Source organism: Cobetia sp. PS-4MA, assembly GCF_057670765.1.
Map to the genome: position 1 here is coordinate 1,043,179 of NZ_CM173107.1, position 23,909 is coordinate 1,067,087.

General features: G+C 65.4%; 19 protein-coding genes. 14 read left to right on the forward strand and 5 right to left on the reverse strand.

Going from position 1 to position 23,909, the window contains the following annotated elements; translation table 11 throughout:
• The first annotated feature begins 38 nt into the window (after positions 1-38).
• From AC26AR_RS04485 to AC26AR_RS04500, 4 genes are all read left to right on the forward strand, one after another.
• Complete coding sequence (locus AC26AR_RS04485) at positions 39-875, forward strand: TatD family hydrolase (RefSeq protein WP_084209132.1); 837 nt, start codon at positions 39-41, stop codon at positions 873-875.
• Between the two features lie 43 nt (positions 876-918).
• On the forward strand, positions 919-1,569 hold the full coding sequence (locus AC26AR_RS04490; RefSeq protein WP_488107619.1) for a DUF1285 domain-containing protein: 651 nt from the start codon (positions 919-921) through the stop codon (positions 1,567-1,569).
• A 95-nt stretch (positions 1,570-1,664) separates the two neighbouring features.
• Positions 1,665-4,244 carry an ATP-dependent helicase gene (locus tag AC26AR_RS04495; RefSeq protein WP_488107620.1) on the forward strand — a complete coding sequence of 860 codons (2,580 nt, stop codon included), beginning with the start codon at positions 1,665-1,667 and terminating at the stop codon, positions 4,242-4,244.
• Positions 4,245-4,342: 98 nt separating this feature from the next.
• Positions 4,343-5,281 (forward strand): sulfurtransferase, encoded by a 939-nt coding sequence (locus AC26AR_RS04500; protein WP_488107621.1) that lies wholly within the window; start codon positions 4,343-4,345, stop codon positions 5,279-5,281.
• Positions 5,282-5,382: 101 nt separating this feature from the next.
• On the opposite strand, the gene AC26AR_RS04505 is transcribed toward AC26AR_RS04500, so the two are convergent.
• Both AC26AR_RS04505 and AC26AR_RS04510 read right to left on the reverse strand, forming a co-directional pair.
• On the reverse strand, positions 5,383-6,618 hold the full coding sequence (locus tag AC26AR_RS04505; protein ID WP_488107622.1) for a dicarboxylate/amino acid:cation symporter: 1,236 nt from the start codon (positions 6,616-6,618) through the stop codon (positions 5,383-5,385).
• 303 nt (positions 6,619-6,921) lie between these two features.
• Positions 6,922-8,565: an electron transfer flavoprotein-ubiquinone oxidoreductase gene (locus tag AC26AR_RS04510; protein WP_176492953.1), complete on the reverse strand. Its 1,644-nt coding sequence runs from the start codon at positions 8,563-8,565 to the stop codon at positions 6,922-6,924.
• Between the two features lie 620 nt (positions 8,566-9,185).
• On the opposite strand from AC26AR_RS04510, the gene AC26AR_RS04515 reads away from it, so the two are divergent.
• The 8 genes from AC26AR_RS04515 (at position 9,186) to AC26AR_RS04550 (ending at position 16,843) form a co-directional block, all read left to right on the forward strand.
• On the forward strand, positions 9,186-9,938 hold the full coding sequence (locus tag AC26AR_RS04515) for an electron transfer flavoprotein subunit beta/FixA family protein (RefSeq protein ID WP_077372115.1): 753 nt from the start codon (positions 9,186-9,188) through the stop codon (positions 9,936-9,938).
• Complete coding sequence (locus tag AC26AR_RS04520) at positions 9,935-10,861, forward strand: electron transfer flavoprotein subunit alpha/FixB family protein (RefSeq protein ID WP_084209126.1); 927 nt, start codon at positions 9,935-9,937, stop codon at positions 10,859-10,861. The genes AC26AR_RS04515 and AC26AR_RS04520 overlap by 4 nt, the downstream gene beginning before the upstream one ends.
• 365 nt (positions 10,862-11,226) lie before the next feature.
• On the forward strand, positions 11,227-12,093 hold the full coding sequence (locus AC26AR_RS04525; protein ID WP_167593047.1) for a DUF3450 domain-containing protein: 867 nt from the start codon (positions 11,227-11,229) through the stop codon (positions 12,091-12,093).
• Positions 12,093-13,559, forward strand: a complete 1,467-nt coding sequence (locus AC26AR_RS04530) for a MotA/TolQ/ExbB proton channel family protein (protein ID WP_488107623.1) — start codon at positions 12,093-12,095, stop codon at positions 13,557-13,559. The genes AC26AR_RS04525 and AC26AR_RS04530 overlap by 1 nt, the downstream gene beginning before the upstream one ends.
• Positions 13,552-14,187 carry a MotA/TolQ/ExbB proton channel family protein gene (locus AC26AR_RS04535; RefSeq protein ID WP_488107624.1) on the forward strand — a complete coding sequence of 212 codons (636 nt, stop codon included), beginning with the start codon at positions 13,552-13,554 and terminating at the stop codon, positions 14,185-14,187. The genes AC26AR_RS04530 and AC26AR_RS04535 overlap by 8 nt, the downstream gene beginning before the upstream one ends.
• Entirely contained in the window at positions 14,180-14,578 is a 399-nt protein-coding gene (locus AC26AR_RS04540) for an ExbD/TolR family protein (RefSeq protein WP_077372126.1), read from the forward strand. Before AC26AR_RS04535 ends, AC26AR_RS04540 begins: the two co-directional genes overlap by 8 nt.
• Before the next feature lies 1 nt (position 14,579).
• Complete coding sequence (locus AC26AR_RS04545; protein WP_488107625.1) at positions 14,580-15,371, forward strand: energy transducer TonB; 792 nt, start codon at positions 14,580-14,582, stop codon at positions 15,369-15,371.
• Positions 15,372-15,514: 143 nt separating this feature from the next.
• Positions 15,515-16,843, forward strand: coding sequence for a hypothetical protein (locus AC26AR_RS04550; RefSeq protein WP_488107626.1), 1,329 nt, complete (start codon positions 15,515-15,517; stop codon positions 16,841-16,843).
• 135 nt (positions 16,844-16,978) lie between these two features.
• Here AC26AR_RS04550 and xthA read toward each other — a convergent pair whose 3' ends face one another.
• Together xthA and AC26AR_RS04560 are read right to left on the reverse strand one after the other, a co-directional pair.
• Entirely contained in the window at positions 16,979-17,791 is an 813-nt protein-coding gene (gene xthA, locus AC26AR_RS04555; RefSeq protein WP_077372136.1) for an exodeoxyribonuclease III, read from the reverse strand.
• Positions 17,791-18,057 carry a hypothetical protein gene (locus AC26AR_RS04560; RefSeq protein ID WP_077372139.1) on the reverse strand — a complete coding sequence of 89 codons (267 nt, stop codon included), beginning with the start codon at positions 18,055-18,057 and terminating at the stop codon, positions 17,791-17,793. The genes xthA and AC26AR_RS04560 overlap by 1 nt, the downstream gene beginning before the upstream one ends.
• A 944-nt stretch (positions 18,058-19,001) precedes the next feature.
• Between AC26AR_RS04560 and AC26AR_RS04565 the strand changes: the two genes are divergently transcribed.
• On the forward strand, positions 19,002-20,306 hold the full coding sequence (locus tag AC26AR_RS04565; RefSeq protein ID WP_488107627.1) for a DEAD/DEAH box helicase: 1,305 nt from the start codon (positions 19,002-19,004) through the stop codon (positions 20,304-20,306).
• A gap of 183 nt (positions 20,307-20,489) precedes the next feature.
• On the forward strand, positions 20,490-22,628 hold the full coding sequence (dinG, locus tag AC26AR_RS04570; protein WP_176492958.1) for an ATP-dependent DNA helicase DinG: 2,139 nt from the start codon (positions 20,490-20,492) through the stop codon (positions 22,626-22,628).
• Positions 22,629-22,759: 131 nt separating this feature from the next.
• Here dinG and AC26AR_RS04575 read toward each other — a convergent pair whose 3' ends face one another.
• Complete coding sequence (locus AC26AR_RS04575; RefSeq protein WP_077372149.1) at positions 22,760-23,848, reverse strand: 3-deoxy-7-phosphoheptulonate synthase; 1,089 nt, start codon at positions 23,846-23,848, stop codon at positions 22,760-22,762.
• Positions 23,849-23,909: the final 61 nt, after the last annotated feature.

Here is a 23,909-nt window from a genome sequence, read left to right on the forward strand (position 1 = left end):
GCCATGCCTCGCGTGGCCCCCAGTCTGAGAGTTTCCGGATGTTTGTCGATTCGCATTGCCACCTTGATCGCCTCAAGCTTGAAGAACATGGCGGCAGCCTTGACGCCGTGCTGGACGCCGCACGCGCCCGTCACGTGCATCAATTCCTCGCCATCGCGGTCACGCTGGACGATGTGCCCGAGATTTCGGCCATCGCCCGACAGCATGACGATGTGGTGATTTCCGCCGGTGTGCATCCGTTGCATCAGGTAGACCCGGAGCCCTCGGTCGAGGACATCAAGAAGTGTGCCGAGCGCTTCGGTGCGGTGGCCATCGGCGAGACCGGCCTCGATTATCACTACGAGAGCGTCAGCCGTGAACTGCAATACGAGCGCTTCACGCGTCATCTGATTGCCGCGCGCGAGCTGGAGCTGCCGGTCATCATCCACACCCGTGAAGCCCGCGAGGACACCCTGGCGCTGATCAAGGAGCATACCGATCCCGCCGTGGGTGGCGTGCTGCACTGCTTCACGGAAGATCTGGACATGGCACGTGTCGCGGTGGGCCACGGTTTCATGGTGTCCATCTCCGGGATCGTCACCTTCCGCAATGCCGAGCATGTCCGCGAGCTGGCGCGCGCCATCCCGCTGGATCGCCTGTTGATCGAGACCGACAGCCCCTACCTGGCGCCGGTGCCGTACCGCGGCACCTCCAACGTGCCGGGCAACGTGGTCGAGGTCGCCGAATGTATCGCTGCCGAGCGCGGCATCACCGTCGATGAGCTGGCGATGCAGACCACCGCCAACTTCTATCGTCTGTTCCGCGCCGCCGCGCCGGAAGCCCCGGACAACGTTCGCGAAGCGCTGGCCAGCAGCGGCATGCTCATCGACGGATGAGCGCCCACGGGCAGCGTGACACGCCAGGCAGGGAGGAAATGTCATGAATCCAGCCGCCATTCTCACTCGATTGGGCGACAGGGCCGGCAAGGATGGGCCACTGCCACCGGTGGAGACCTGGCACCCGGAGCACTGCGGCGAGATGGATCTCGTCATCCGCGCCGATGGTCGCTGGGTGCATGAAGGCACGCCGATCGGTCGTGCACGGCTGGTGCACATGCTGTCGCGGGTCATGCGGCGCGAACCCGATGGCAGCTACTGCCTGGTCACGCCGGCGGAGAAGGTCACCATCCAGGTCGAGGATCGCCCCTTCCTGGCGGTGGATTGCTCTCGTGTCGAGTCTAAACCTGGTCAGACACCGCCTGGTCAGACACAGCCTGGACAGGCAGCACTCGGAGAGGCTGAGCCTCAGCCTCAGCCGGACATCTGGCAGCTGGTCACCGACCAGGGTGATATCGTGCGACTGGAAGGGGATACCCGTCTGACGCTCAGCGAGACACCGGATGGCCTGTGGTTGCCGGAAGCGCCGGTGCGCTTCGGACTCGCCGCTCGTCTGCATCGCAATCTCTACTATCGTCTGCTGGAAGAGGCCGAGATGCGCGAGCTGGACAATGGCGATCAGGCACTGGGCTTCATGAGCGACGGCCACTGGCAGATGCTCGGCGTACTGAGTGCCCGTGACCTCGACACCTGAGCCACCCGGTATCGCCCGCGGCAGCGCCGCCTGAACCGTATTCATCAACGACGCATGGCATCCTTGCCGTCCCTCGTCAGCCATTGCAGGTCTTCATGTCTTCTACTCTCCCGCCAGTCGCGCCTGATACCCCTGTCGAGACCATCGGTGTCACGCCAGATGATGTCGCCACCGGCGGTGCGGAACCGGTCTCGCCGCTCGCGCACGCCGTCGGCCAGCTGACGCAACGGCTGACGGATCAGCAGCGTGCCGTGGTGGCACATCGCGGACGACACGCACGGGTCGCGGCGGTGGCAGGGTCTGGCAAGACCACCACGCTGGTGGCGCGAGTGCTGAGTCTGCTGGCGGAAGGCATTCCGGCGCAGCGGATTCTGGTGCTGATGTTCAACCGCTCGGCGCGCGAGGACTTCGTCGCCAAGCTGGCGCAGTCGGCGCCACCGGGCACGCGGCTGCCGGATGTCCGCACCTTCCACTCCATCGGTCATCGCCTGACCACTACCCTGGTGCGCTGGGGGAGTCTGGCGCCGCGCGAGCTGATCCAGCAGGACTGGGCGTTGGAGCGGCTGCTCAAGCAGGCCGCCCAGCGTGCCCTGGGCGATGCCGACCGCGCCGATCGTGAGGCGGCACTGGAAGGTGAGCGTCTCGAAGCGCTTGCCCAGTTCTGTGATCTGGTCAAGGCCGAGATGTGCGAACCGACGCTGCTGTATGAGCGCATGAACCTTGGTGAGCACACCGGTCACTTCGTCGAGTCCTTCGCCCAGCTTGAGCAGCTGCTCGAGCAGCATGGCCAGATGACCTATGCCGATCTGCTCTACCGGCCGCTGCGTCAGCTGGAGAAGGAGCCGGAGACCCGTGCGCGCATCCAGGGGCATCTGCAGCACGTCATCATCGATGAGTATCAGGACATCAATGAGGCGCAGCAGCGCATGCTGGCGCTGCTGGCCGGTGCGCCGTCCACTGAGGCTTCCTCGCCGGCAGTCACCGGCGAATCATCCAGCACCGTGGCAGAAGTCATGGCGGTAGGTGACGCCAACCAGTGCATCTATGAGTGGCGTGGCGCCCGCCCTGATTACATGCTGACGCGTTTCGCCGAAAGTTTCCCGTCCCCGCTGGACTTCCCGCTCAGTTACACCTTTCGCCATGGTCATCGTCTGGCATTGGCGGCCAATCACGCGATCGCCGCCAATGCGCGCCGACCGGATCAGCTGTGTCTGGCTGCACCCGGCACACCGCCGACGCGGTTGTTCGAAGGGCAGGGGGCCGCCAGTCTGGTCGCGGCGCTGACCGCCTGGCGGGACGCCGGGCGCAGCGGTGCCGAGGCCGCCGTGCTGGTGCGCAGCTGGGCGCTGTCGGTGCCGGTGCAGCTGCAGTTGCTGAAGGCCGGGATTCCCTTCCGTCTCGGGCAGGGCGATCGCTTCGTGTTCCGCCTGCCACTGGTGCAGGCGCTGGCAGGCTATCTGGAGCTTGCGCGTGACGCCACGCGGCTGCGCGACCCGGCACATCTGATGTTGCTGTTCACCCAGCCCACCGCCTTCGTCGCGCGCGAGCGCCTCGAGCGTCTGTGTCAGCAACTGGCCGACAGCCAGCGCTGGCCGCGCAAGGAAGACCCGATTCTCGAAGGGCTCAAGCCGCTGCAGCGCCGCAACCTGCACAAGCGCTGGAAGCTGTTGTGTGATCTCCCTTCGCTGGGCGACTGGGCTCCCGCGCGGCTGCTGCGGCACGTGGTCGATGAGCTGGAAGCCGACAAGGTGCTGAGACGGGCCGCGGCCCGACGGGACAAGGGCGAGGAGGACGTGCGTCTGCTGGACGTGCTGATCGAGCAGGCGGGGGAGCTTGCCAACGACCCCGAGGCCTTCGTCAACCTGCTGCGCAATCCGGTCGAGGATGCCGCCGATGGCGTGCTGATCACCACGGTCCATGGCGCCAAGGGGCTGGAATGGCCGCTGGTAGGCCTCTGGGGCATGAACGAAGAGGACTTCCCGGCCTACTCGCGCGACAACCCGCTGTCGCCGGAGCGCCTCGAGGAAGAGCGACGTCTGTGCTATGTCGGCGTGACCCGTGCTCGCGAACAGCTGCATCTGTGGCGGGATGGCGGGACCCATGCGCCGAGTCGCTTCCTGGCGGAACTGTGTGTAGAGGACTGCTCCCGCCTCGGTGACTGGATTCACGGTGCGGGCAAGCGTGCCAAGCTCGCTCGCCAGCAGGCCGGTGAGGGCGACGCACCCAGTCGCGAGGCGGCCCCTGGCGAGGCGTCCTCTGAAAATACCGAGACCCTGCGCGTGAGCGCGCCAGCCCTTGGCGAGGCCTATCTGGCACGCCTGCCGTTGGTACGTCATGGCATCACGCCGCCGACGCTTGAGGCCTCGCCCAGGCCCGAGCAACAGAGCAAGCCCGGTGGCGTAGGCAAGACCGCTGACGCCGCATCCAGCCGGCGTCAGCCTCGTTCCGGGGGCCGTCATTCCCGCACGTCATCCTCGCCTCGCAGCGAGGTGTCTGGCGTGCTGCAAAGCGTCGGTGGCTGGGAGGTGGGGCAGCGTGTCGCTCATGACACCTTTGGCGAGGGCGTGATCGAAGAGGTGTCCGGCAATGACACCAATCCGCTGGTCGAAGTGCGCTTTGCCGATGGCAGCAAGCGACGCCTGATCGCCTCGCGTGCGCCACTGTCCGCTCTGTAAGACCAGACGCCCAGGGTGGCAAGGTGCGCGATTGCCAATCATCGACGTGAGGGCCATCATGCCCTCATGGCGTCACCGTCCGCTGGAAAGGAGTTCCCATGGCCCAGTATCCCGATCCTGCCGCACTGGCGGCAGCCTCCGTCTCCACCTCATCGTTGCTGGCCCCGGTCCAGCGGCAGGCACCCTTGATCGACGCCAGTCAGCTGGTGACCCAGCTGGCGATGGCAGGGCTCAAGTCCCCCGTGGTACTGGATTGCCGCGCTCGCCTCGAGGATGGCGAGGCGGGCGAGCGGATGTGGCGTGAAGGGCACCTGCCAGGGGCCATCCATGTCGATATGGAACGTGATCTCTCCGCGCCCGTGCGCGAGGAGGGCGTGGGCGGTCGTCATCCACTGCCGTCGCACCAGGCGACAGCCGAGCTGTTTCGCCGTCTCGGCATCACGCCCGAGCAACAGGTGGTGGTCTATGACGACATGGGCGGCCAGATGGCGGCGGCGCGCCTGTGGTGGATGCTGACCTGGGCCGGGCATCCGGATGTGCGTGTTCTGGATGGCGGCATCCAGGCCTGGAATCAGGCCATGGGCGAGCTCAAGCGCGCTCCCTCCCAGCCAGTGACCTCCGAGCCCAGTGACTGGCAGCCGAGCTTTGACGACAGCCTGCTGGTCACTGCCGAGGAGGTGGACAGTCAGGCGGTGCTGCTGGATGCCCGTGGTGAAGCGCGCTTTCGCGGTGAGCAGGAGCCGGTCGACCCGGTGGCCGGCCATATCCCCGGCGCCCTGTGTCGCCCGACCCCCGGCAATCTCGAGGCCAATGGTCGCTTCAAGGACCGCATGAGCCTGATGCGCGAGCTGCGCCGGACATTGCCGGATGACAGCGCCGTGATCGCCTATTGCGGTTCCGGCATCAGCGCCTGTCAGAATATCCTGGCCTTCGCGATCGCGGGACTGCCGCTGCCGCGTCTGTACGCCGGCTCCTGGAGTGACTGGATCAGTGACGCCGAACGCCCGGTCGCCACCGGCGAGGCCAGCGAAGGGTAGCATTCAGGCAAGCCCGACACGGATATTGCCGAAACGACAACGCCCGCCAGAGAAACCTCTGGCGGGCGTTGTCGTTTGTGGGGCGCGCTTTCCGTGCGCGCTCAGGCTGGCGTCTTGGGCTCCGCGGCAGGCTTGCGCGACTCGAAGCGCTCCAGCAGGGCAGCGTTGGCGCAGTTGCCCATCACGTTGAGGGCGGTGCGCAGGCCGTCGGTGAAGCGGTCGACGCCGGCGACCACGGCCACGCCCTCCAGCGGCAGACCCGCCGCGCCCAGCACGGTGGTCATCGCGACCAGCCCGGCACCCGGCACGCCCGCCGTGGAAAAGCTGACCAGCAGACCGGTGGTGAAGACGGTGATCACCAGTGACGTCGTGACGTCGATACCGAACAGCTGCGCGACGAACAACGCATTGAAGCCCTGCAGCACGGCGGCGCCATCACGCTTGAGCGCGGTACCGAAGGGCAGCGCGAAACTGGCCAGAGATTCCTGCATGCCGTAGTCGCGCGCATTGCCCAGCGCCAGCGGCAGGGTGGCACCGGAACTGGCGGTACCGAAGGCGAAGCCCAGGCTCTGGCCGAAGTGGCGCATGAAGGCCAGCGGGCGGGCACCGGTCACGGCCAGCAGCACCAGATAGAGCAGTGCCATCAAGGCCAGCGCGATGATCAGACCGATCACGTACATGCCCAGCCGCATCAGCAGATCCAGCCCCTGGGTGGCGATCACCGAGGTGATCAGCGCGAAGACACCAAGCGGGGCCAGCTTGAGCACGAAGGACAGTACCTTGAGGCTGACGGTGTAGCCGCTTTCGATCACGCGATGCAGCGGCGCGCTTTCTTCCGGCAGGGCACGCATCGCCAGCCCGATCAAGGCGGCTGCGAAGATGACCTGCAGCAGGCCGCCGCCACCCAGCGCCGTGAAGGGGTTGTTGGGCACCAGGCCCACCAGCCATTGGGCGATGCTGTCGGCGTTGCGGCCTTCAGGCGCCGAGTCCACCAGGCTCTCGGCACCGCTGCCCGGGCTGAGCCAATGAGCGACCAGCATGCCCAGCGTCAGCGCCACGGCGCTGGTGATCACGTAGCTGCCCAGCAGACGCCCGGCATGGCGGCCCACGTCAGCACCGCCTTCGCGACTGGTCAGGCTGAGGATGAGGGCACCGAAGACCATCGGTACCACCACGAACTGCAGCAGACGCAGGAAGATCTGGCCTACCGGCGTCAGCAGGTTGGCGTCGAGCCAGGCGACACTGCCCTCGGGCAAGGCACCTGCTCCGGCGTTCAGGGCAAGGCCGCTGAGGATACCCAGCCCCAGGGCGAGCAGTATCTGACGAGTGACGGACATGGTGGCTCCGAAGCAAGGGAAGTCAGGAAGAGGCGAGTCGACGCTCGGGTGCTGCGCCGTCTGACCCCGTTGGAGTGAGTGAAATCAAGGATGGCTAATGTGCTATCCATGGAAAGTTATATCAATGAAGTATTTGAGACTGTTTTGGAATAACACAAGAAGCGCCCTCGTGAGAGCGCGACATCTCCCTGCTGAAGCGGACCGCGCAGCGGTCCACGGAGCAGCTCCGTACGGGAGGCCAGAAATGACAACGCCGCCGCGGCAGGGCCACGGCGGCGTTGTCAGCTGGCGGGCAGCGATGGGTCACATGTTCGGATAGTTGGGGCCACCGCCACCTTCCGGGGCGACCCAGGTGATGTTCTGCGCCGGGTCCTTGATGTCACAGGTCTTGCAGTGCACGCAGTTCTGGAAGTTGATCTGGAACTGCGGCTCACCGGCTTCCTCGATGATCTCGTAGACCCCGGCGGGGCAGTAGCGCTGGGCCGGCTCAGCGAAGCGCGGCAGGTTGTCACGCACCGGTAGCGCCGGGTCTGCCAGACGCAGGTGACACGGCTGGTCTTCCTCGTGATTGGTGTTGGAGAGAAACACCGAGGACAGCTTGTCGAAGGACAGCTTGCCGTCCGGCTTGGGATACTCGATCTTCGTGCATTCATCCGCCGGGCGCATGCGCGCGTAGTCCGGGGTGGTGTCATGCAGGGTCGGCAGTCGGCCGCCCATCAGCTGGTCGAGGAAGTTGTAGGCGCCACCGAGGAAGGTGCCGTACTTGTGCATCGCCGGGCCGAAGCTGCGCGAGGCATCCAGCTCCTCATGGGCCCAGCTGTCCTGGAAGCGCTTGCCGAAGTCGACGAGGTCCTCGCCACCTTCATCGCCGCTCTTGATGGCGGCGAACACGCTCTCCGCCGCCAGCATGCCGGACTTCATCGCGGTGTGCAGGCCCTTGATCTTGGCGAAGTTGAGCGTACCGGCATCACAGCCGATCAGCAGGCCACCCGGGAAGCTCATCTTCGGCAGGCAGTTGAGGCCACCCTTGGCGATGGCGCGTGCACCGTAGGAGACCCGCTTGCCGCCTTCGAGGTGCCGAGCCAGGGTCGGGTGCTGCTTCATGCGCTGGAATTCATCGAAGGGCGACAGCCACGGATTGTCGTAGGCGAGATCGACGATCAGCCCGACCACCACCTGCTGGTCATCGGTGTGATAGAGGAAGAAGCCACCTTCGGCGTTGCCCTTGAGCGGCCAGCCACTGCCGTGGACTACCAGCCCCGGCTGATGCTGCTCGGCCGGGACATCCCACAGCTCCTTGAGGCCGATGCCGTAATGCTGGGCATCGGCGTCCTTGTCGAGAGAGAAGCGCGAGATCAGCTGCTTGCCCAGATGCCCGCGGCAGCCCTCGGCGAACAGGGTGTACTTGCCGCGCAGTTCCATGCCCGGCATGTGGCCATCCTTTTCACTGCCATCGGCGGCCACGCCCATGTCGCCGACCACGATGCCGCGCACCGTGCCATCTTCTCCGTGCAGCACTTCCTGAGCGGCGAAGCCCGGGAAGATCTCGACGCCCAGTTCCTCGGCCTGCTCGCCCAGCCAGCGGGTCAGGTTGCCGGCGCTGATGATGTAGTTGCCATCGTTGTGCATGGTCTTGGGAACCAGTGCATTGGGGATGACCTGTGCCTTCTGGTCATCCTTGAGCAGCACGACTTCATCACGGGTCACGGCGGTATTGAGCGGCGCGCCGCGCTCGGCCCAGTCGGGGAAGAGTTCGGTGAGTGCGCGTGGCTCCAGCACTGCGCCTGACAGGATATGGGCGCCGACTTCAGAGCCTTTCTCGACCACGCAGACCGTCAGTTCGTGCTCCGCCTCATTGGCCTGCTGCATCAGTCGACAGGCCGCCGACAGGCCGGAAGGCCCGGCACCGACGATGACGACGTCGAAATCCATGAATTCGCGTTCCATGACCCGTCTCCTCAATCTTGATGCCCTGTATCAGGCCCCGCGGATCCGGCGGGGTGGGCGTATCACGATCAGTCGTTGCTGATCGCAGGGCTATTGATCTTCGGCGGCGCGCGTCAGGGCGGTGGCTCGCCAAAGCAAAAAACGATGCTGTGCTCGTCGTGTCGACAGTGAAGGATATGGCTCCCATCCCGTCGTGGCGAGCTGTCATGCGCAAGGCAGCCGCATAGCATGCCGCAACAGTAGCATTTAAAACGACCGTTTGTTTATTATGCTTGGGTCTGACGTAATAGCCACACGGCGTGTTGCAGGATATCGCCTGACGGGTTTCATGTCCGGGCACCCGGATGGTGGCTTTCCGGTTTGACCCCGACCCCCAATTCTGCGCAAGATGCCCCCATGAGAATGATGATCCGTTGCCATCAGGGCCGGTTGTCAACGGCCGGCGAGCAGCGTTCGCCAGCAGCAGGCAGCATGCCTTCGGGTCGTGGGATGGGGTGCCGTGACGCGGTGCTTGTCAGCACGACCTATTTTGGATGATATTCACCTATCAAACGCTTGCATGAATCGAGCGGGGGCGCCTCGAGCAGCCTCTCGCTCCATGAGAGATCAGCGAGGACACCATGAAAGTACTCGTCGCGGTGAAACGCGTCATCGATTACAACGTCAAGATTCGCGTCAAGGCGGATCAGTCTGACGTGGATCTGACCAACGTCAAGATGGCCATGAACCCCTTCTGCGAGATTGCCGTGGAAGAAGCGGTACGCCTGAAGGAAAAAGGCGTGGCGACCGAGGTCGTGGCCGTGACCATCGGGCCGAAGGCCGCCCAGGAACAGCTGCGTACCGCGCTGGCGCTGGGGGCTGATCGCGCCGTGCAGGTGATGACCGATGACGCCGTCGACTCTCTGGCAGTGGCCAAGCTGCTGGCCAAGGTGGTCGAGGAAGAGCAGCCTGGCCTGGTGATTCTCGGCAAGCAGTCCATCGATGCCGACAACAACCAGACCGGCCAGATGCTGGCGGCGCTCACCGGCATGGGGCAGGGCACCTTCGCCTCCGAGGTGGTAGTCGATGGCGAGAGCGTCAACGTCACTCGTGAGATCGACGGGGGTCTGCAGACCGTCAAGCTCAGCCTGCCGGCGGTGGTCACCACGGACCTGCGCCTCAACGAGCCGCGCTACGCCAAGCTTCCGGACATCATGAAGGCCAAGAAGAAGCCGCTGGACGTCAAGACGCCGGAAGAGCTGGGTGTCTCCACGGCCTCGAAGGTCACGCTGGTCAAGGTGACGCCGCCGGCCGAGCGCCAGGGTGGCGTCAAGGTCGGCTCCGTCGATGAGCTGGTGGACAAACTCAAGAATGAAGCAAAGGTGATCTCATGAGCATTCTCGTCATTGCCGATCATCACGATGGCCAGCTGACAGGTACCACTGCCAGTGTGGTAGCGGCTGCCAGCGCCATCGGTGGCGATATCGATGTTCTCGTCGCGGGGGAAGGTGTCGGGAGCGTTGCCGAGCAGGCCGCGAAGCTTGCCGGCGTCAAGCGTGTGCGCGTGGCGGACAACGCGGTCTACGCCCATCAGCTGGCGGAGAATGTCTCGGCACTGGTCGTGGCGCTGGCGGACGACTACAGCCATGTGCTGTCCGGTGCTTCCACCACGGCCAAGAATTTCATGCCGCGCGTGGCAGCGCTGAAGGACGTCGCACAGATTTCCGAGATCATCGCGGTCGAGAGTGCCGATACCTTCCTGCGTCCGATCTATGCCGGCAACGCCATCGCGACCGTCAAGAGTGACGACGTCCTGAAGGTGATCACCGTGCGTGCCACCGGCTTCGACCCGGTGGCGGCTGACGGCCAGGCGGCCATCGAGGCGGTGGATGTCGTCGAGGATGCCGGTGTCTCCAGCTTCGTCAACGAGACGCTGGCCGAGAGCGAGCGTCCGGAGCTGGGTGCTGCCAAGGTGGTGATCTCCGGTGGCCGCGGCATGGGCAACGGTGAGAACTTCGCACTGCTCGACGGCATCGCCGACAAGCTGGGCGCCGCCATCGGTGCCTCACGTGCCGCCGTGGATGCCGGTTTCGTGCCCAATGACATGCAGGTCGGCCAGACCGGCAAGATCGTTGCCCCGGACCTGTACATTGCCGTCGGCATCTCCGGTGCGATCCAGCACCTGGCGGGCATGAAGGACTCCAAGGTCATCGTCGCGATCAACAAGGATGATGAGGCGCCGATCTTCCAGGTCGCGGACTACGGTCTGGTCGGTGACCTGTTCGAGGTGCTGCCGGAGCTGGAAGGCAAGCTGTAAGACAGTGCGCTGACCTCTCATCCGGCGCCGGACACCCGGACCGGAGATGAGCAGAAAACGCGACCCGCTTCGGCGGGTCGCGTTTTTTTTGTGCCCGGATCAGACATCGTCACGTCATGGCGTTTGCCTGGATGGCACCCCGTGGGCATGACATCTGACAGGCTCTGCGTGAGCGTCGGCACGCGAGGGGAAAGCCTGCAACGCGGCATTGCAGAGATGGAGGCGAGTGCGGATCGAGATCAATTGATAATTGTTCTTGTTTGTAATACCGTCCCTGCCAGTGATTTGCATTTCCACTCGCGACTTTCTGGCAGCTTGGCCAGTGACCGAGGATGCAACCCAGTCTTGTTCTTCAGGAGATGTCCGTGCGGCGTTCCACTTCTTTCTCTTTCCCGAGGGCGCGCGCGTTTGGCGGCATGCTGCCCGCGCTGGCGCTGATGGTGCCTCTGTGTGCCACGAGTCTGCCGGTTCATGCACAGACGCTGCGTGACAGTGCGGCGAGTCATCAGCAGACTCAGGGGGAGTTGCAGTCGCGCATCGACGCGGCTGACGACGAGACCCGCGAATTGCTGGTGAGGCTGCGCGAGGCGCGTCAGGAAGCGGCGCGTCTGGAAAGCTATACCGCGGAACTGACCCCGCTCAATGCCGACCGTGCCGCGCGAATCGAGCGTCAGCGCACGGCGCTCGAGAATCTCGAGGCCACCCGCGAGTCCTTGCCGGGCCTGCTGCGTGAGCAGGTCAATGAGCTGGAAGCGTTCATCGAGCAGGACCTGCCCTTCCTGAAGGAAGAGCGTCTGGCGCGTGTCGCACGGCTGCGCGACAACCTGTCCAACGCCAGTCTCACCAATGACGAGCGCCTCGATCAGCTGCTCAATGCCTGGCAGCAGGAGCTGAGCTACGGCCAGGGCCTGGATACCTGGCGTGCAGGGCTGATCGGTGCGGAGGACACCGAGGTGCAATATCTGCGTGTCGGCCGCGTGGGGCTTTATTACCTGACGCTGGATGGCCAGCACGGCGGGGCATGGAAGACGCAGAATGACAGCTGGCAGGTACTGGATGACAGTGCGCTGAGCGAGCTGCGCCAGGGAATCAGCATGGCGCGTGACCAGCAGGCCCCGTCACTGCTCACCTTGCCGCTGTCCGTCCCGGTGGAAAACGTGGAGCTCGACGCCTCTCGTCAGGCTGTCTCCAATGCCGCTTCGTCTACCCCGTCCGCGCAGGAGTCCAGCTGATGTCCATGATGCACAAGACATTCCCGCCACTGTCGATGTCTGGCGCGCTCAAGCGCGGGTGGCTCGGCGTGAGCCTGCTGGGCGTGCTCGGCATGGGCGCGCTGCCGGCACATGCCGTGACAGGCTCCGCGGCACAGGCACTGAGCGTCGAGCAGTTCGAGCAGGCGGCCAGACAGGCGGAAGGTCGCGATCAGACACGCCTGGAGACGTTGCTGTCGGACAGTGAAGCGCTCAAGGCGGCCGTGGCCAAGGCCGAGGCGCAACGTGACAGCCTGCGCGAGAAGCGCGAGACCCTTGAAGCCGAAGCGAAGCAGCAGCAGGCGACCCTCAGCGGCCTGGATGATGAGCGCCAGGCGCAGCAGGGGGATCTCGGCCAGGTCTTCACGGTGGCGCGCAAGCATGCGCGGGAAGTCCGTGAAGGGGTGGCCGGCAACTGGTTGCTGGCTGGTGGGCAGGCCCGACTGCCGGACCTTGGTCCGCGGGATGAAGTGCCCGGTCGTGAGCGACTCGCGGCCCTGACGGCCGACATCGGCAGCATCGCCCGCGAAAGTGGCCGTGCGCTGCGTTTCAAGGCACCGCTGGCCGGTGCCGATGGCAGCATCAAGCCACGTGAGATCGTGCGTGTCGGCGAGCAGATGGCCTTCAGTGGCGACCTGCTGCTCTCACCGTTGTCCGATGACAAGGCCGTGGATGGTGCAAGCGCACTGGAAAGTCTCGGCCTTGCCGGCAAGACACCGGCGACCATGCGTGATCAGCTGGCGGCGTTCAATGCCGGCGATACCGATCGACTCGATTTCGATCCCACCGGGGGTGATGTCACCCGCGCCCTGTCACGTGCGCCGGGGCTGACCGAGCGACTCAAGCAGGGCGGGGCGGTCGGTTACGTGATCGTCGGGCTTGGCGTGCTGGGGCTGATCATCGCGCTGATCCAGCTGGTGCGCCTGACGGCCACGCGGCGCGCGGTCAAGCGTCAGGAAGCGGATCTGACCCAGCTCAAGGATGACAACCCGCTGGGCCGCGTGCTGACCCGCTTTGAAGGCATGCGTCATGATCATGAGCCGGAAGCGCTGGAAGCGCGTCTCGATGAGGCGCTGCTCGCCGAGCAACCGAAGCTGGAACGTGGTCAGGCACTGGTCAAGCTGCTGGCGGCCATCGCGCCGCTGCTGGGCCTGCTGGGCACCGTGACCGGCATGATCGGCACCTTCCAGTCGATCACCGTCTTCGGTACCGGCGATCCGAAATTGATGGCCGGCGGCATCTCCCAGGCATTGGTGACCACCGTGCTGGGTCTGATCACCGCCGTGCCGCTGCTGTTCGCGCAGACCGGTCTGTCGAGCCTGTCGAAGGGGCTGATGGGGCGCCTGGAAGGGCGTGCCAGTGCGCGTCTGGCGGATCACCTCGAGCGACGTGCGCCCGCCGCCGCGGCGACGGCCAATGCCCGCACGCGGGAAACCGAGCATGCCTGAGTCGCTGGCCTCTTCTTCCCTGTTGCCCGGTGCGCTGGCACCGGTCATGCGGCTGGTGGATAGCGGCGGGCCTCTGATCGTGGTGATCTGCCTGATCGCCATGCTGCTGTTCGGTCTGGCGCTGGAGCGCGGCCTTTACTGGCGGCTGGTGCATCGGCCGGCACGCCGCCAGTTGATCCACGACTGGGTGGCGCGCAGCGAGCACCACAGCTGGTCGGCGCTCACTCACCGCGAGGTACTGACCCGCGAGCTGCTGTCGCGCCTGCGCGCGCCGTTGCCGTGGCTCAAGCTGCTGGTGATGACCTGCCCGCTGGCGGGCCTTTTGGGTACCGTGACCGGCATGATCCACGTCTTCGATTCCCTGGCGATCGCCGGTACCGGCCAGGCGCGAGCGATGGCCGATGGCGTGGCGCGTGCCACCTTGCCGACCTTGGCCGGCATGGCAGTGGCGGTGGTGGGACTGTTGTTCGTGACCCGTTTCGAGCGTGTCGTGCGTCGTGAAGACCAACGCCTGCACGACCGCCTGGCGCGCGCCGTGGATGATGCCCGCAAGGGCAAGGTACCTGGCGGCATGTCCACCGCGTCTGACTCCGATTCCTCTGATACAAGCGAGACACCGCATGCGTAGACGTCGCATGGAAGCCGCGGAAGACAGCGGCGAGATCAACCTGACGCCAATGCTGGATGTCGTCTTCATCATGCTGATCTTCTTCATCGTCACCACCAGCTTCGTCAAGGAGTCGGGGGTCGAGATCCAGCGTCCCGAGGCCTCGCATGCCACGGCGCGTCCGGATGCCGCCGTGATGGTGGCGATCACCGCCGAGGGCGCGGTGTGGGTCGATGGCAAGCCGGTGGATGCCCACCGTGTCGGGGACGCGGTAGCGGAGCTGGCCGATGGCCAACCGGTGGTGATCCAGGCGGACCGTCAATCGCGGACCGGGCTGCTGGTGGAGACGATGGATGCGCTGCGCAGTGCGGGAGTGCAGGACATCGCGGTCGCGGCATCGAAAGGCGAATGACATGACGCGACGTCTGTATGCCAATCGACTGATCGGATTGCTGGGCGGAGCCCTGCTGGCGCTGGCCCTGTTCTATGCCCTGGCGCTGCTGGTGGCGCCGCCGGTGAACGATGCGCCGGCGCCTGAGCCGCTGTCGGTCTCGACCGTTCAGGCGCCTGAGGAGGCTCCCGCCTCTGAAGCGGCGCCGGCAGAGGCCTTGCCGACACCACCGGCCGAGCCACCGCCGCCGCCTAAAGCGGCACCGATGCCGTCACCAGAGGTGACAAGCTCGGTGGCGATCCCTGAGGTCAAGACACCACTGCCGCCAACGCCGGAGCTGACGCTGGATGACAGCCTGCCGCCACTGGAGGTGAAGCGTCCGCCGAGACCGACACCGGAGCCGAAACCGGAGCCGAAACCGGATCCGAAACCCAAGCCAACGCCGAAGCCGGCCCCGGCACCCGCCTCCCAGGCGTCAGCCCAGTCCAGTGCCCAGGCCACCGCCAGTGCTTCTCGATCGGAGGCCAAGTCGACCCCGGCACCCGCGGCGCAAGGGGGCTCGCCCCGCCCGACGCTGCGCACGGCGCCTGAGTACCCCAGTCGTGCACGCCGGCGTGGCATCGAGGGCTTCGTCGAGGTGGCCTTCGTGATTCGTCCGGATGGCAATGTCGATGGCAGTTCGCTGAGGGTGGTGCGTGCAGAGCCTTCCGGTGTCTTTGATCGCGCCGCGATGAAGGCCATCGCGCGCTGGGAGTTCCCGGCGGCCCAGACAGCGCGTCAGGCGCGTCAACGGCTTGAGTTCCAGTTGCGTTGAGGCAACCCGGGCGCATGCAAAGCGGTACCTGTCATTCATGTCTTCGCCGCGAATCTGGTGTAGAAGAGAGCTGGTGTTGCAAGCAGATGGCAGGCATGACGCCTGAGACGTACTTGAGTCGTGGAGCAAAGGATATCCGTACGATGTCGAACCAAGACAAGCATTCCGCCAAGCGCTCACCGCGCGTGCAGTCCACGCGACAGGCGCCTGCCGAGTCAGCGACGCCTGAAGGTCTCGGCGCTCGTCTGATGACGGCGATTCGTCGCGGCGGGCGTCGCCTGACGCGCGTGACCCTGGTCTCCACCTGTCTGATGCTGATGATGGAGGTCGGGGGCGTCGCCACCGCTAATGGGGCCATGCGCGTGTCGGCGGAGGTCGCGGGGCAGCTGCGCACGCTCCAGTCACGGTTGGAGGAGGGGGATTACGACGAGGTCGGCGAGCGTGCCGAGCGGGAAGCCCGTCAGCAACGTGGCGAGGTGCGTGCGCTGTATCTGTCGTTGGCCGCCAGTGCGCGGGCAAGACAAGGGGATCAGGCCCAGGCGGCGCGTCTCTATGGCGAAGCGCGCCGGTTGCCGGGCGTCGATGCCAGTCAGGCGCGCAAGTGGCTGCGGCGCGAAGCCATGCTGAGATTGCGGGCGGGAGAGCAGGAAGCCGGTACCGCACGTCTGGCGGAGTACCTGCATGGTGGCTCGGCGAGTGCCGATGATCTGTGGCTGGCCGTCAGCCTGGAAGCCAACCGTGGCCAGTGGTCGCGGGCCGAGGACTGGCTGGAGCGGGCCAGCAGAGCGAGTGCGCCTGAAGGCGATCGCCTGAAACTTGCCGTCAGCGTCTATCAGCAGACGGGACGCCATGCTGCGGCGGTGGCACTGGTCGAGCAGGGACTTGGCGAATCGCGGGATGCGCAGGACTGGCAGCGCGCCGTGGCGCTCTATCAGCGTCTCAATCAGCAGCGGCGTGCGGCGAGTACCTGGGAAGCCGCCTGGGCGGCGGGAATCGTCAGTGGGCGCGAGGCCTATCAGCAGCGCATCGATCTGCAACTGGCCGCCGGCGCGCCGGCGCGGGCCGCGGAGTTGATCGAGGCGGGACTTTCGACGTCGGCAACTCCCAAGGGGCAGCCGTTGCTGGTAGACACGCCGGTACTGCGTCGTCAGCTGGCAGAGGCCTGGACCTCGGCGCGCGACATCGAGCACTCGCTGACGGCGTGGGCGACGGTTTCCGAGCAGAGTGGCCGTGTCGAGGATGCTCGGCAGCTGGCGGAACTGGCCTATGACTGGGGGCGCTGGGATATCGCGAGCGGTGCCCTGGCCAGTGCCGGTGAGCGTGGGGATGATTCCGCGCGTCACTGGTTGCTCAGCGGTGTGGTCGCCCGTCAGCTTGACCAGCTGGACCCCGCGCGTGAGGCCTTCAAGAAGGCGCAGGCACGCGGCGCCGAAGGGGCCGATGACTGGCTGAAGTCACTCGCGCAGCGCTGAGGCGCCCACCCCCGCGATTCCTGGCTGTCTGACCGTCAGTGCAACGAAAACGCCGCCTTTCCTGATCGTCCTGAGACGGGGAAGGCGGCGTTTGCGTATCTGGCGATCGTGTTCGCGCTGGCGTTGCTCAGCGTATCAGCCGATATCGGTCCAGACGGGCGCGTGGTCCGATGGCTTTTCCATGCCACGCAGCACGTAATCGACACCGGAATCCTTGATCAGCGGGGTCAGGCCCGGGCTGGTCATGATCAGGTCGATGCGCAGGCCGCGTCTGGGCTCGCGCTCGAAGCCACGCGAGCGATAGTCGAACCAGCTGAACTGGTCATCGACTTCCGGGTGCACGTGACGGAAGCTGTCGGTCAGGCCCCAGGCGTAGAGACGCTCCATCCACTCGCGCTCGATGGGCTGGAAGCTGGTCTTGCCTTCGCGCAGCCAGCGCTTGCGGTTGGGCTCGCCGATGCCGATGTCGCGGTCGGTGGCCGAGATGTTGTAATCGCCCATCACCACCACGTGCTGATCGGGGGTGTGGTCCTCTTCCAGCAGGCGGAACAGCTGCTGATAGAAGCGCGTCTTGTAGGGAAACTTCACCGGGTGCTCGACATTCTCGCCCTGGGGGAAGTAGCCGTTGTAGACGATCAGCGGTTCGCCGTTCGGGCCGTCGATCTCGACGCCGATCATGCGCTTCTGGGCATCTTCGCTGTCATCGGGCATGCCGTAATGCACCTTCTTCGGCACCTGGCGGGTCAGCATCGCGACGCCGTAGTGGCCCTTCTGGCCGTGCCAGACCACGTGATATCCCAGTGCCTCGATGTGCGCGTGGGGAAACTCGCTGTCCTGCACCTTGGTTTCCTGCAGGCCGATGACGTCCGGCTGATGCGCCTCGATCAGCGCTTCCAGCTGATGCGGACGCGCACGGATGCCATTGATGTTGAAGGACACCAGTCGCATCACGCCTTGCCTCCCTCATCATTCCCGCCCTTGTCGTCCTGCTCGGCAGGGGCGTCCGGATGCAGCGGCAGCAGCGGGGCGGCGTTCATGCGTTCCAGCTTGGCGGCTGCCTGGCTCTTGCGCTGATCCTTCTTCTTGGCCACATAGCGAGGTCCGGAATGTACCTGATCCGGATTCTCGGCGCGCCACTTCTTGAAGTCCTTGCGGCGGCCGGTGCGAATCTGCACCTTGTCGGCGATGGAGCGGCTCTTCTTTCTGCGTGTCATCTTCGGGTTTTCCTGTTCGGTGTCAGCAGTCGCCAGCCTCGGGCACACGCGCAAGTCAGGGCGTGGCGTGCGGGCAATCGCATCAGTTGGCGGGCATTCTACCAGCCTGCACGGGGCAGGTGCCATGCGCCATGTCACACGCCGCTCCCCTGACGCCTGCAGGACGCAGACGATGATGGGAGGTTTCCCCATGCCCGGGCGGGGTCATCACGATGCCACGCAGGGGCGCGAAGATGGTCACGTGCTGGTACAATGATCCGGCATCATCGTTGTTACCCGCAGGCGCGACTCGCGACTGGCCGCAGGATCCGAAGCCTCACCCTCCACACGCATGTCTCAAGTACCCTGCCTTCGCGGCACGTTGCTTGAATGCCGTGCCGGGGGAACGGCTCTCAGGACCCGCCAGCCTCGTTGACCTGGCCTGCAACGTACCGCCCGGTCGCTCCGGCAGGAAGCGTTCAGCGTGTCCTCGCCGGGCCCAAAGAAGATGACAGAAGACAACCATTCCACCGACACGCAGTACTGGCCGCCCTTGTGGCGACCCATGAGCCTGTCGGTTCCCTGTGCGCGGCGATGACATGACCGATGCCAGGTGAGCTGACCCTCATGGCCGACGTCCGCTCCAGCCCCTGCCGAACATTCGGGCAGGGGAGATCCGGATGCGTGAATCCGTTCAGAACAGGTGAGAGCATTCGTGCATGTCTGCACCCGGGGCCTGCGTGGCCCTGGAGACGCATACCCCCGAAGGGGAGCAGACAGGCACGGGATGACTCCCAATCCGGCAAAGGCGCATGCAGCCCGAGACGACCGCTTGTCACAAGCGGGTCAGGCGAACCAGGTGAGACCACTGGGCATGACGAACCATCCGGGTGTGGCCTGTCGTGGCGAGATTCCGAGAGCGGCCCGCGCCTGTCGCATATGAACCCTTGAAAAGAACGGATTACATGAGCGAGACGGATCAGACCCAGCCAGCCGCTGAGCAGACTCAGCAAGAGCCGCAGGACCCGAACCAGAAGCCCAGAAAGCCCAAGCGTCGCCGCCGCAAGCCGCGTCGCTCCCAGTCCAAGTGGAACCTTGATCAGTTCCAGGTCGCGCCGGTCGCCGGTCAGTGGCGCTTCCACGATTTCGATCTGCCGCTGCCGTTGATGCGTGCCATCCAGAAGGCCGGTTTCGAATACTGCACCCCGATCCAGACCCAGACCTTCGAGAAGGCGCTGCTGGGCGGTGACGTGGTCGGGCGCGCCCAGACCGGCAGCGGCAAGACGGCTGCCTTCCTGATCGCCACGCTGGCCTACTTCCTGGAAGAGAAGGCGCCGGAAGGTCAGAAGCCGGGAGCCCCGCGTGCCGTGATCATCGCGCCGACCCGTGAGCTGGCGCTGCAGATCGAGAAGGATGCCAAGGCATTCTCCGAATTCGCGCGCATCTCCGTGGCCTGCGTGGTCGGCGGGATGGACTACCAGAAGCAGCGTGAGCGTCTCGAGCGCAAGGTCGACCTGCTGGTCGCCACGCCGGGCCGCCTGCTGGACTTCCATACCAAGCGCGATGTCGATCTCTCCGAGACCGAAGTGCTGGTGGTCGACGAGGCCGACCGCATGCTGTCGATGGGCTTCATCCCGGACGTCAAGCGCATCATCCGCGCCACGCCGCGTGCCGAGGAGCGCCAGACACTGCTGTTCTCCGCCGAGCTGTCCTCCGACGTGCTGGGCCTGGCAGAGCAGTGGACGCATGAGGCCGCTCAGGTGGCGGTGGAGCATGAAGCCGCGGCCGCCATCCCGGCGGACAACGCGGGCGTGCAGGCCTATACCGTCAGCGACGACGACAAGCTGCGTCTGCTGGTCAAGCTCGTCGAGCAGGACGCGCTGGAGCGCGTGGTGGTATTCGGCAATACCCGTGCGCTGGTGCGTCGCATCGATGCCGCTCTGCGTGAGGCAGGCATCGAGGTGGCGCTGATGTCGGGTGCCGAGACCCAGACGGCACGTCTCGAGGCGCAGGAAGCCTTCCGCAACGGCAAGCTCAAGGTGCTGGTGGTCAGTGACGTGGCCGGGCGGGGTCTGCCGCTGGAAGATGCCACCCATGCCATCAACTTCACGCTGCCGGAGGTGCCGGAAGATTACGTGCATCGTGCCAGCTTCAGTGACGTGAGCCTGATCAGCTTCATCGGCGAGGAGGATGTGTTCTCCCTGCCGGGGATCGAGGAGTACATCCAGGAAACGCTGCCCCGCGAGCAACCGCCACAGGGCATGCTGTGACGCGGGGGTGATACCCCGCTCATGCTGACTGTCTGGCCTGGATGACCGATGCCACTCATCAGGGCATGGCTCGGCAGCGCAGTCAGAAGACAGCAAGTGATGGACGGCGAACAGCTCAGGCTGTTCGCCGTCTTGCGCTAGGGCGCCGCACGGCGGTCAGCTCGGCACAAGGAGAGACACGCAATGCTGGAAGACAGTCTCAAGGGCGAGATCCAGACCGCCTATCGCAAGCTGCTTGAGGGGCTTGAGCTGACGCCGCGCTATGGACAGCGGCTGATGATCGCCGAGATTGCACGCACCCTGGGCAACATCGAGCAGAATCCGGAAGGGTATCGCCTCGGCAACGAGCACGTCTGCGTGCTGGAGGCCGGTACCGGTACCGGCAAGACGCTCGCCTACCTGCTCTCCGCGCTGCCGGTGGCCAAGGCGCGCGGCAAGCGGCTGGTGGTCTCCACCGCGACCATCGCGTTGCAGGAGCAGGTCATGCATCAGGACCTGCCGGCGCTCAAGAAGCATTCGGGGCTGACCTTCGACTATGCGCTGGCCAAGGGGCGGCGGCGCTATCTGTGCGTGCAGAAGCTGGATCAGGCGCTGGAAGGCGTCGAGGACAACCCGACCATGGCGCTGTTCGAGCGCGACATGATCGCCAGCGATGGTGGCAGCTTCGTGGAGCTGGCCGGCAAGATGGCCGAGGACTATGCCAGCGGCGAGTGGGCAGGGGACCGCGACAGCTGGCCGCTGCAGGTCGAGGATCGCGACTGGGCGCGGCTGACCACGGATCACCGCCAGTGCACCAATCGCCGCTGCAGCCACTTCTCGGCGTGCGCCTTCTTCCGTGCCCGCCGTCAGCTGGAGCAGGCCGACATCATCGTCGCCAACCATGATCTGGTGCTGGCGGATCTCTCGCTGGGCGGCGGGCTGGTGCTGCCCTCGCCCAGTGACTGCATCTACGTCTTCGATGAGGCGCATCACCTGCCGGACAAGGCGCTGGACCACTTCCACCACCGCACGCCGATCAATCAGACGCTGCGCTGGCTGGGCAATCTCAAGAAGTCGCTCACCGAGCTGAACGCGGCGCTGGGCAGTCAGCCGACCATCGGGCGCCTGCTGGCGCGCATGCCGGAGTTGCTGGCCGACATCGAGCCGCGGTTGGGCGAGGTGTTCGGGTTGGGCCACCAGCTGGCTGACCTGCCGGAGGGGGCGGGCGATGATGCCACCAATCATCGTTTCGAGCGCGGCCAGGCACCGGAGGCGCTCAAGGAGTTGGGGCACAATCTGCTCAAGGGCTTCGCGGAGCTGTCACGGGCGCTGGAGCAGATCGCCGATATCCTGCGCGAGAGTCTGGACCCGGAGAAGGCAACAGGCCTGCCCAAGGAGAATGCCGAGGACTGGTTGCCGCTGGTGGCCCTGCTGCATGGGCGTGCGCTGGAAGCCCATGCGCTGTGGGAGGCCATCGGGCTGAGCGACCCCGCGGATGGCCCGCCGCATGCGCGCTGGCTGACCTTCGAGCGCTTCAATGGCGAACCGGAGATGACCGTCTCGGCCAGCCCCGTCTCGGCGGCGGAGACTCTGGCGCGCCACCTGTGGGGGACCTGTTTCGGCGCGGTACTGACGTCCGCGACCCTGACGGCGCTCAACCGCTTCGAGCGCCTGCAGGAGCGCGCTGGTCTGGCCAATCGCTATCGCTATCAGCGACTGCCCAGCCCGTTCGATTATGGCAAGGCGGTGCTGGCCATCCCGCGCGAGGCGGTAGAACCGTCGCCGCCCGGCCCGCATGAGCAGGCGATCGTCGATTTCGTCAATGCGCTGGATGTGCGCGAGGCGGTGCTGGTGCTGTTCAGTTCGCGCAAGCAGCTGGCGGCGGTCAACAAGGCGCTGGACAACGAGACCCGCAAGCGGGTGCTGGCCCAGAGTCGCCTGCCCAAGCACGAGCTGCTCAGTCAGCACCGCAAGGCGGTGGATGGTGGTCGCGGCAGCATCATCTTCGGCCTGGCGAGCTTCGCCGAGGGGATCGATCTGCCCGGCAAGTACCTGACCCATGTGGTGATCACGCGGCTGCCGTTCGCGGTGCCGGATGACCCGGTCGGTGCGACGCTTGCAGAGTGGATCGAGTCGCGAGGCGGCAATCCGTTCATGCGCATCGCGGTGCCCGATGTGTCCATCAAGCTGGTGCAGGCCTGCGGACGCCTGATCCGCAAGGAGGCCGATGAGGGGCGCATCACGATTCTGGATCGGCGCATCCTGACCAAGCGTTACGGTCAGCAGCTGATCGAGGCATTGCCGCCCTTCGTGCGCGAGATTGACGGCGTACGTCAGAACTGAGCCGCAAGCCCTGATCTGCAAGTGCTGATTCGCAAGTACTGATTCGCAAGTACTGATTCGCAAGTACTGAGTGGCCACAAAAAAGCCCCGCCGATCGGCGGGGCTTTTTCTGTCTGCCTGTTCGGTGCGTATCAGGCTTCGGCGGACTGCTCGAGGCGGGCGCGCAGGGCGTCCTTGAGCTTGGTGTCCATGGTCTTGAAGGTCTCTTCGGTGGTCGCCCAGTCGATGCAGGCATCGGTGATGGAAACGCCATATTCCATCTTGCTGCGGTCGGCATTGATCTTCTGGGCGCCCCAGTTGATGTGCGACTCGACCATCAGGCCCATGATGGAGCGGTTGCCCTCGAGAATCTGCTGAGTGACGTTTTCCAGCACCAGCGGCTGCAGGCCCGGGTCCTTGTTGGAGTTGGCGTGGGAGCAGTCGACCATCAGGTTGGCGGTGACGCCGGCCTTGGCCAGTTCCTGCTCGGCCAGGGCGACACTGACGCTGTCATAGTTCGGCTTGCCGTTGCCACCCCGCAGCACGACGTGGCCGTAGGCGTTGCCGCGGGTGCGGATGATCGCGACCTGACCGGCCTGATTGATGCCCAGGAAGTTGTGGCCGTGGGAGACGGACTGCAGGGCGTTGACGGCGACATCCAGCGAGCCGTCGGTGCCGTTCTTGAAGCCGACCGGGCATGAGAGGCCAGACGCCATCTCACGGTGAGTCTGGGATTCGGTGGTGCGCGCGCCGATGGCGGACCAGCTGATGCAGTCCTGCAGGTACTGCGGGGAGATCGGGTCCAGCGCTTCGGTGGCCAGCGGCAGGCCCATCTCGGCCAGTTCGACCAGCAGGCCGCGGGCGATGTGCAGGCCTTCCTCGATCTCGAAGGAATCGTTGAGGTGCGGGTCGTTGATCAATCCCTTCCAGCCGACCGTGGTGCGCGGCTTCTCGAAGTAGACGCGCATCACGATGTAGAGGCTGTCCTTGACCTCTTCCGCGAGCACCTTCAGGCGGCGAGCATAGTCGCGGGCGGCGTCCAGGTCATGGATGGAGCAGGGGCCGACCACCACCAGCAGGCGCGGATCTTCGCCGTCCAGAATGCGCTGGATGGTACGACGGCCTTCGATGACGGTCTGCTCGGCCTTGTCGGTCAGCGGGATGTCCTGCTTGAGCGCCTGCGGAGTGATCAGTACATCCTGGGACAGGACGTTGAGGTTGTTGACGTGCTGTTCTGACATGACGGTGTCCTGAGCGTTGTTCGGTCCGCAATCGTGAGCGCAGATCCTGGCAGAGGCTGTC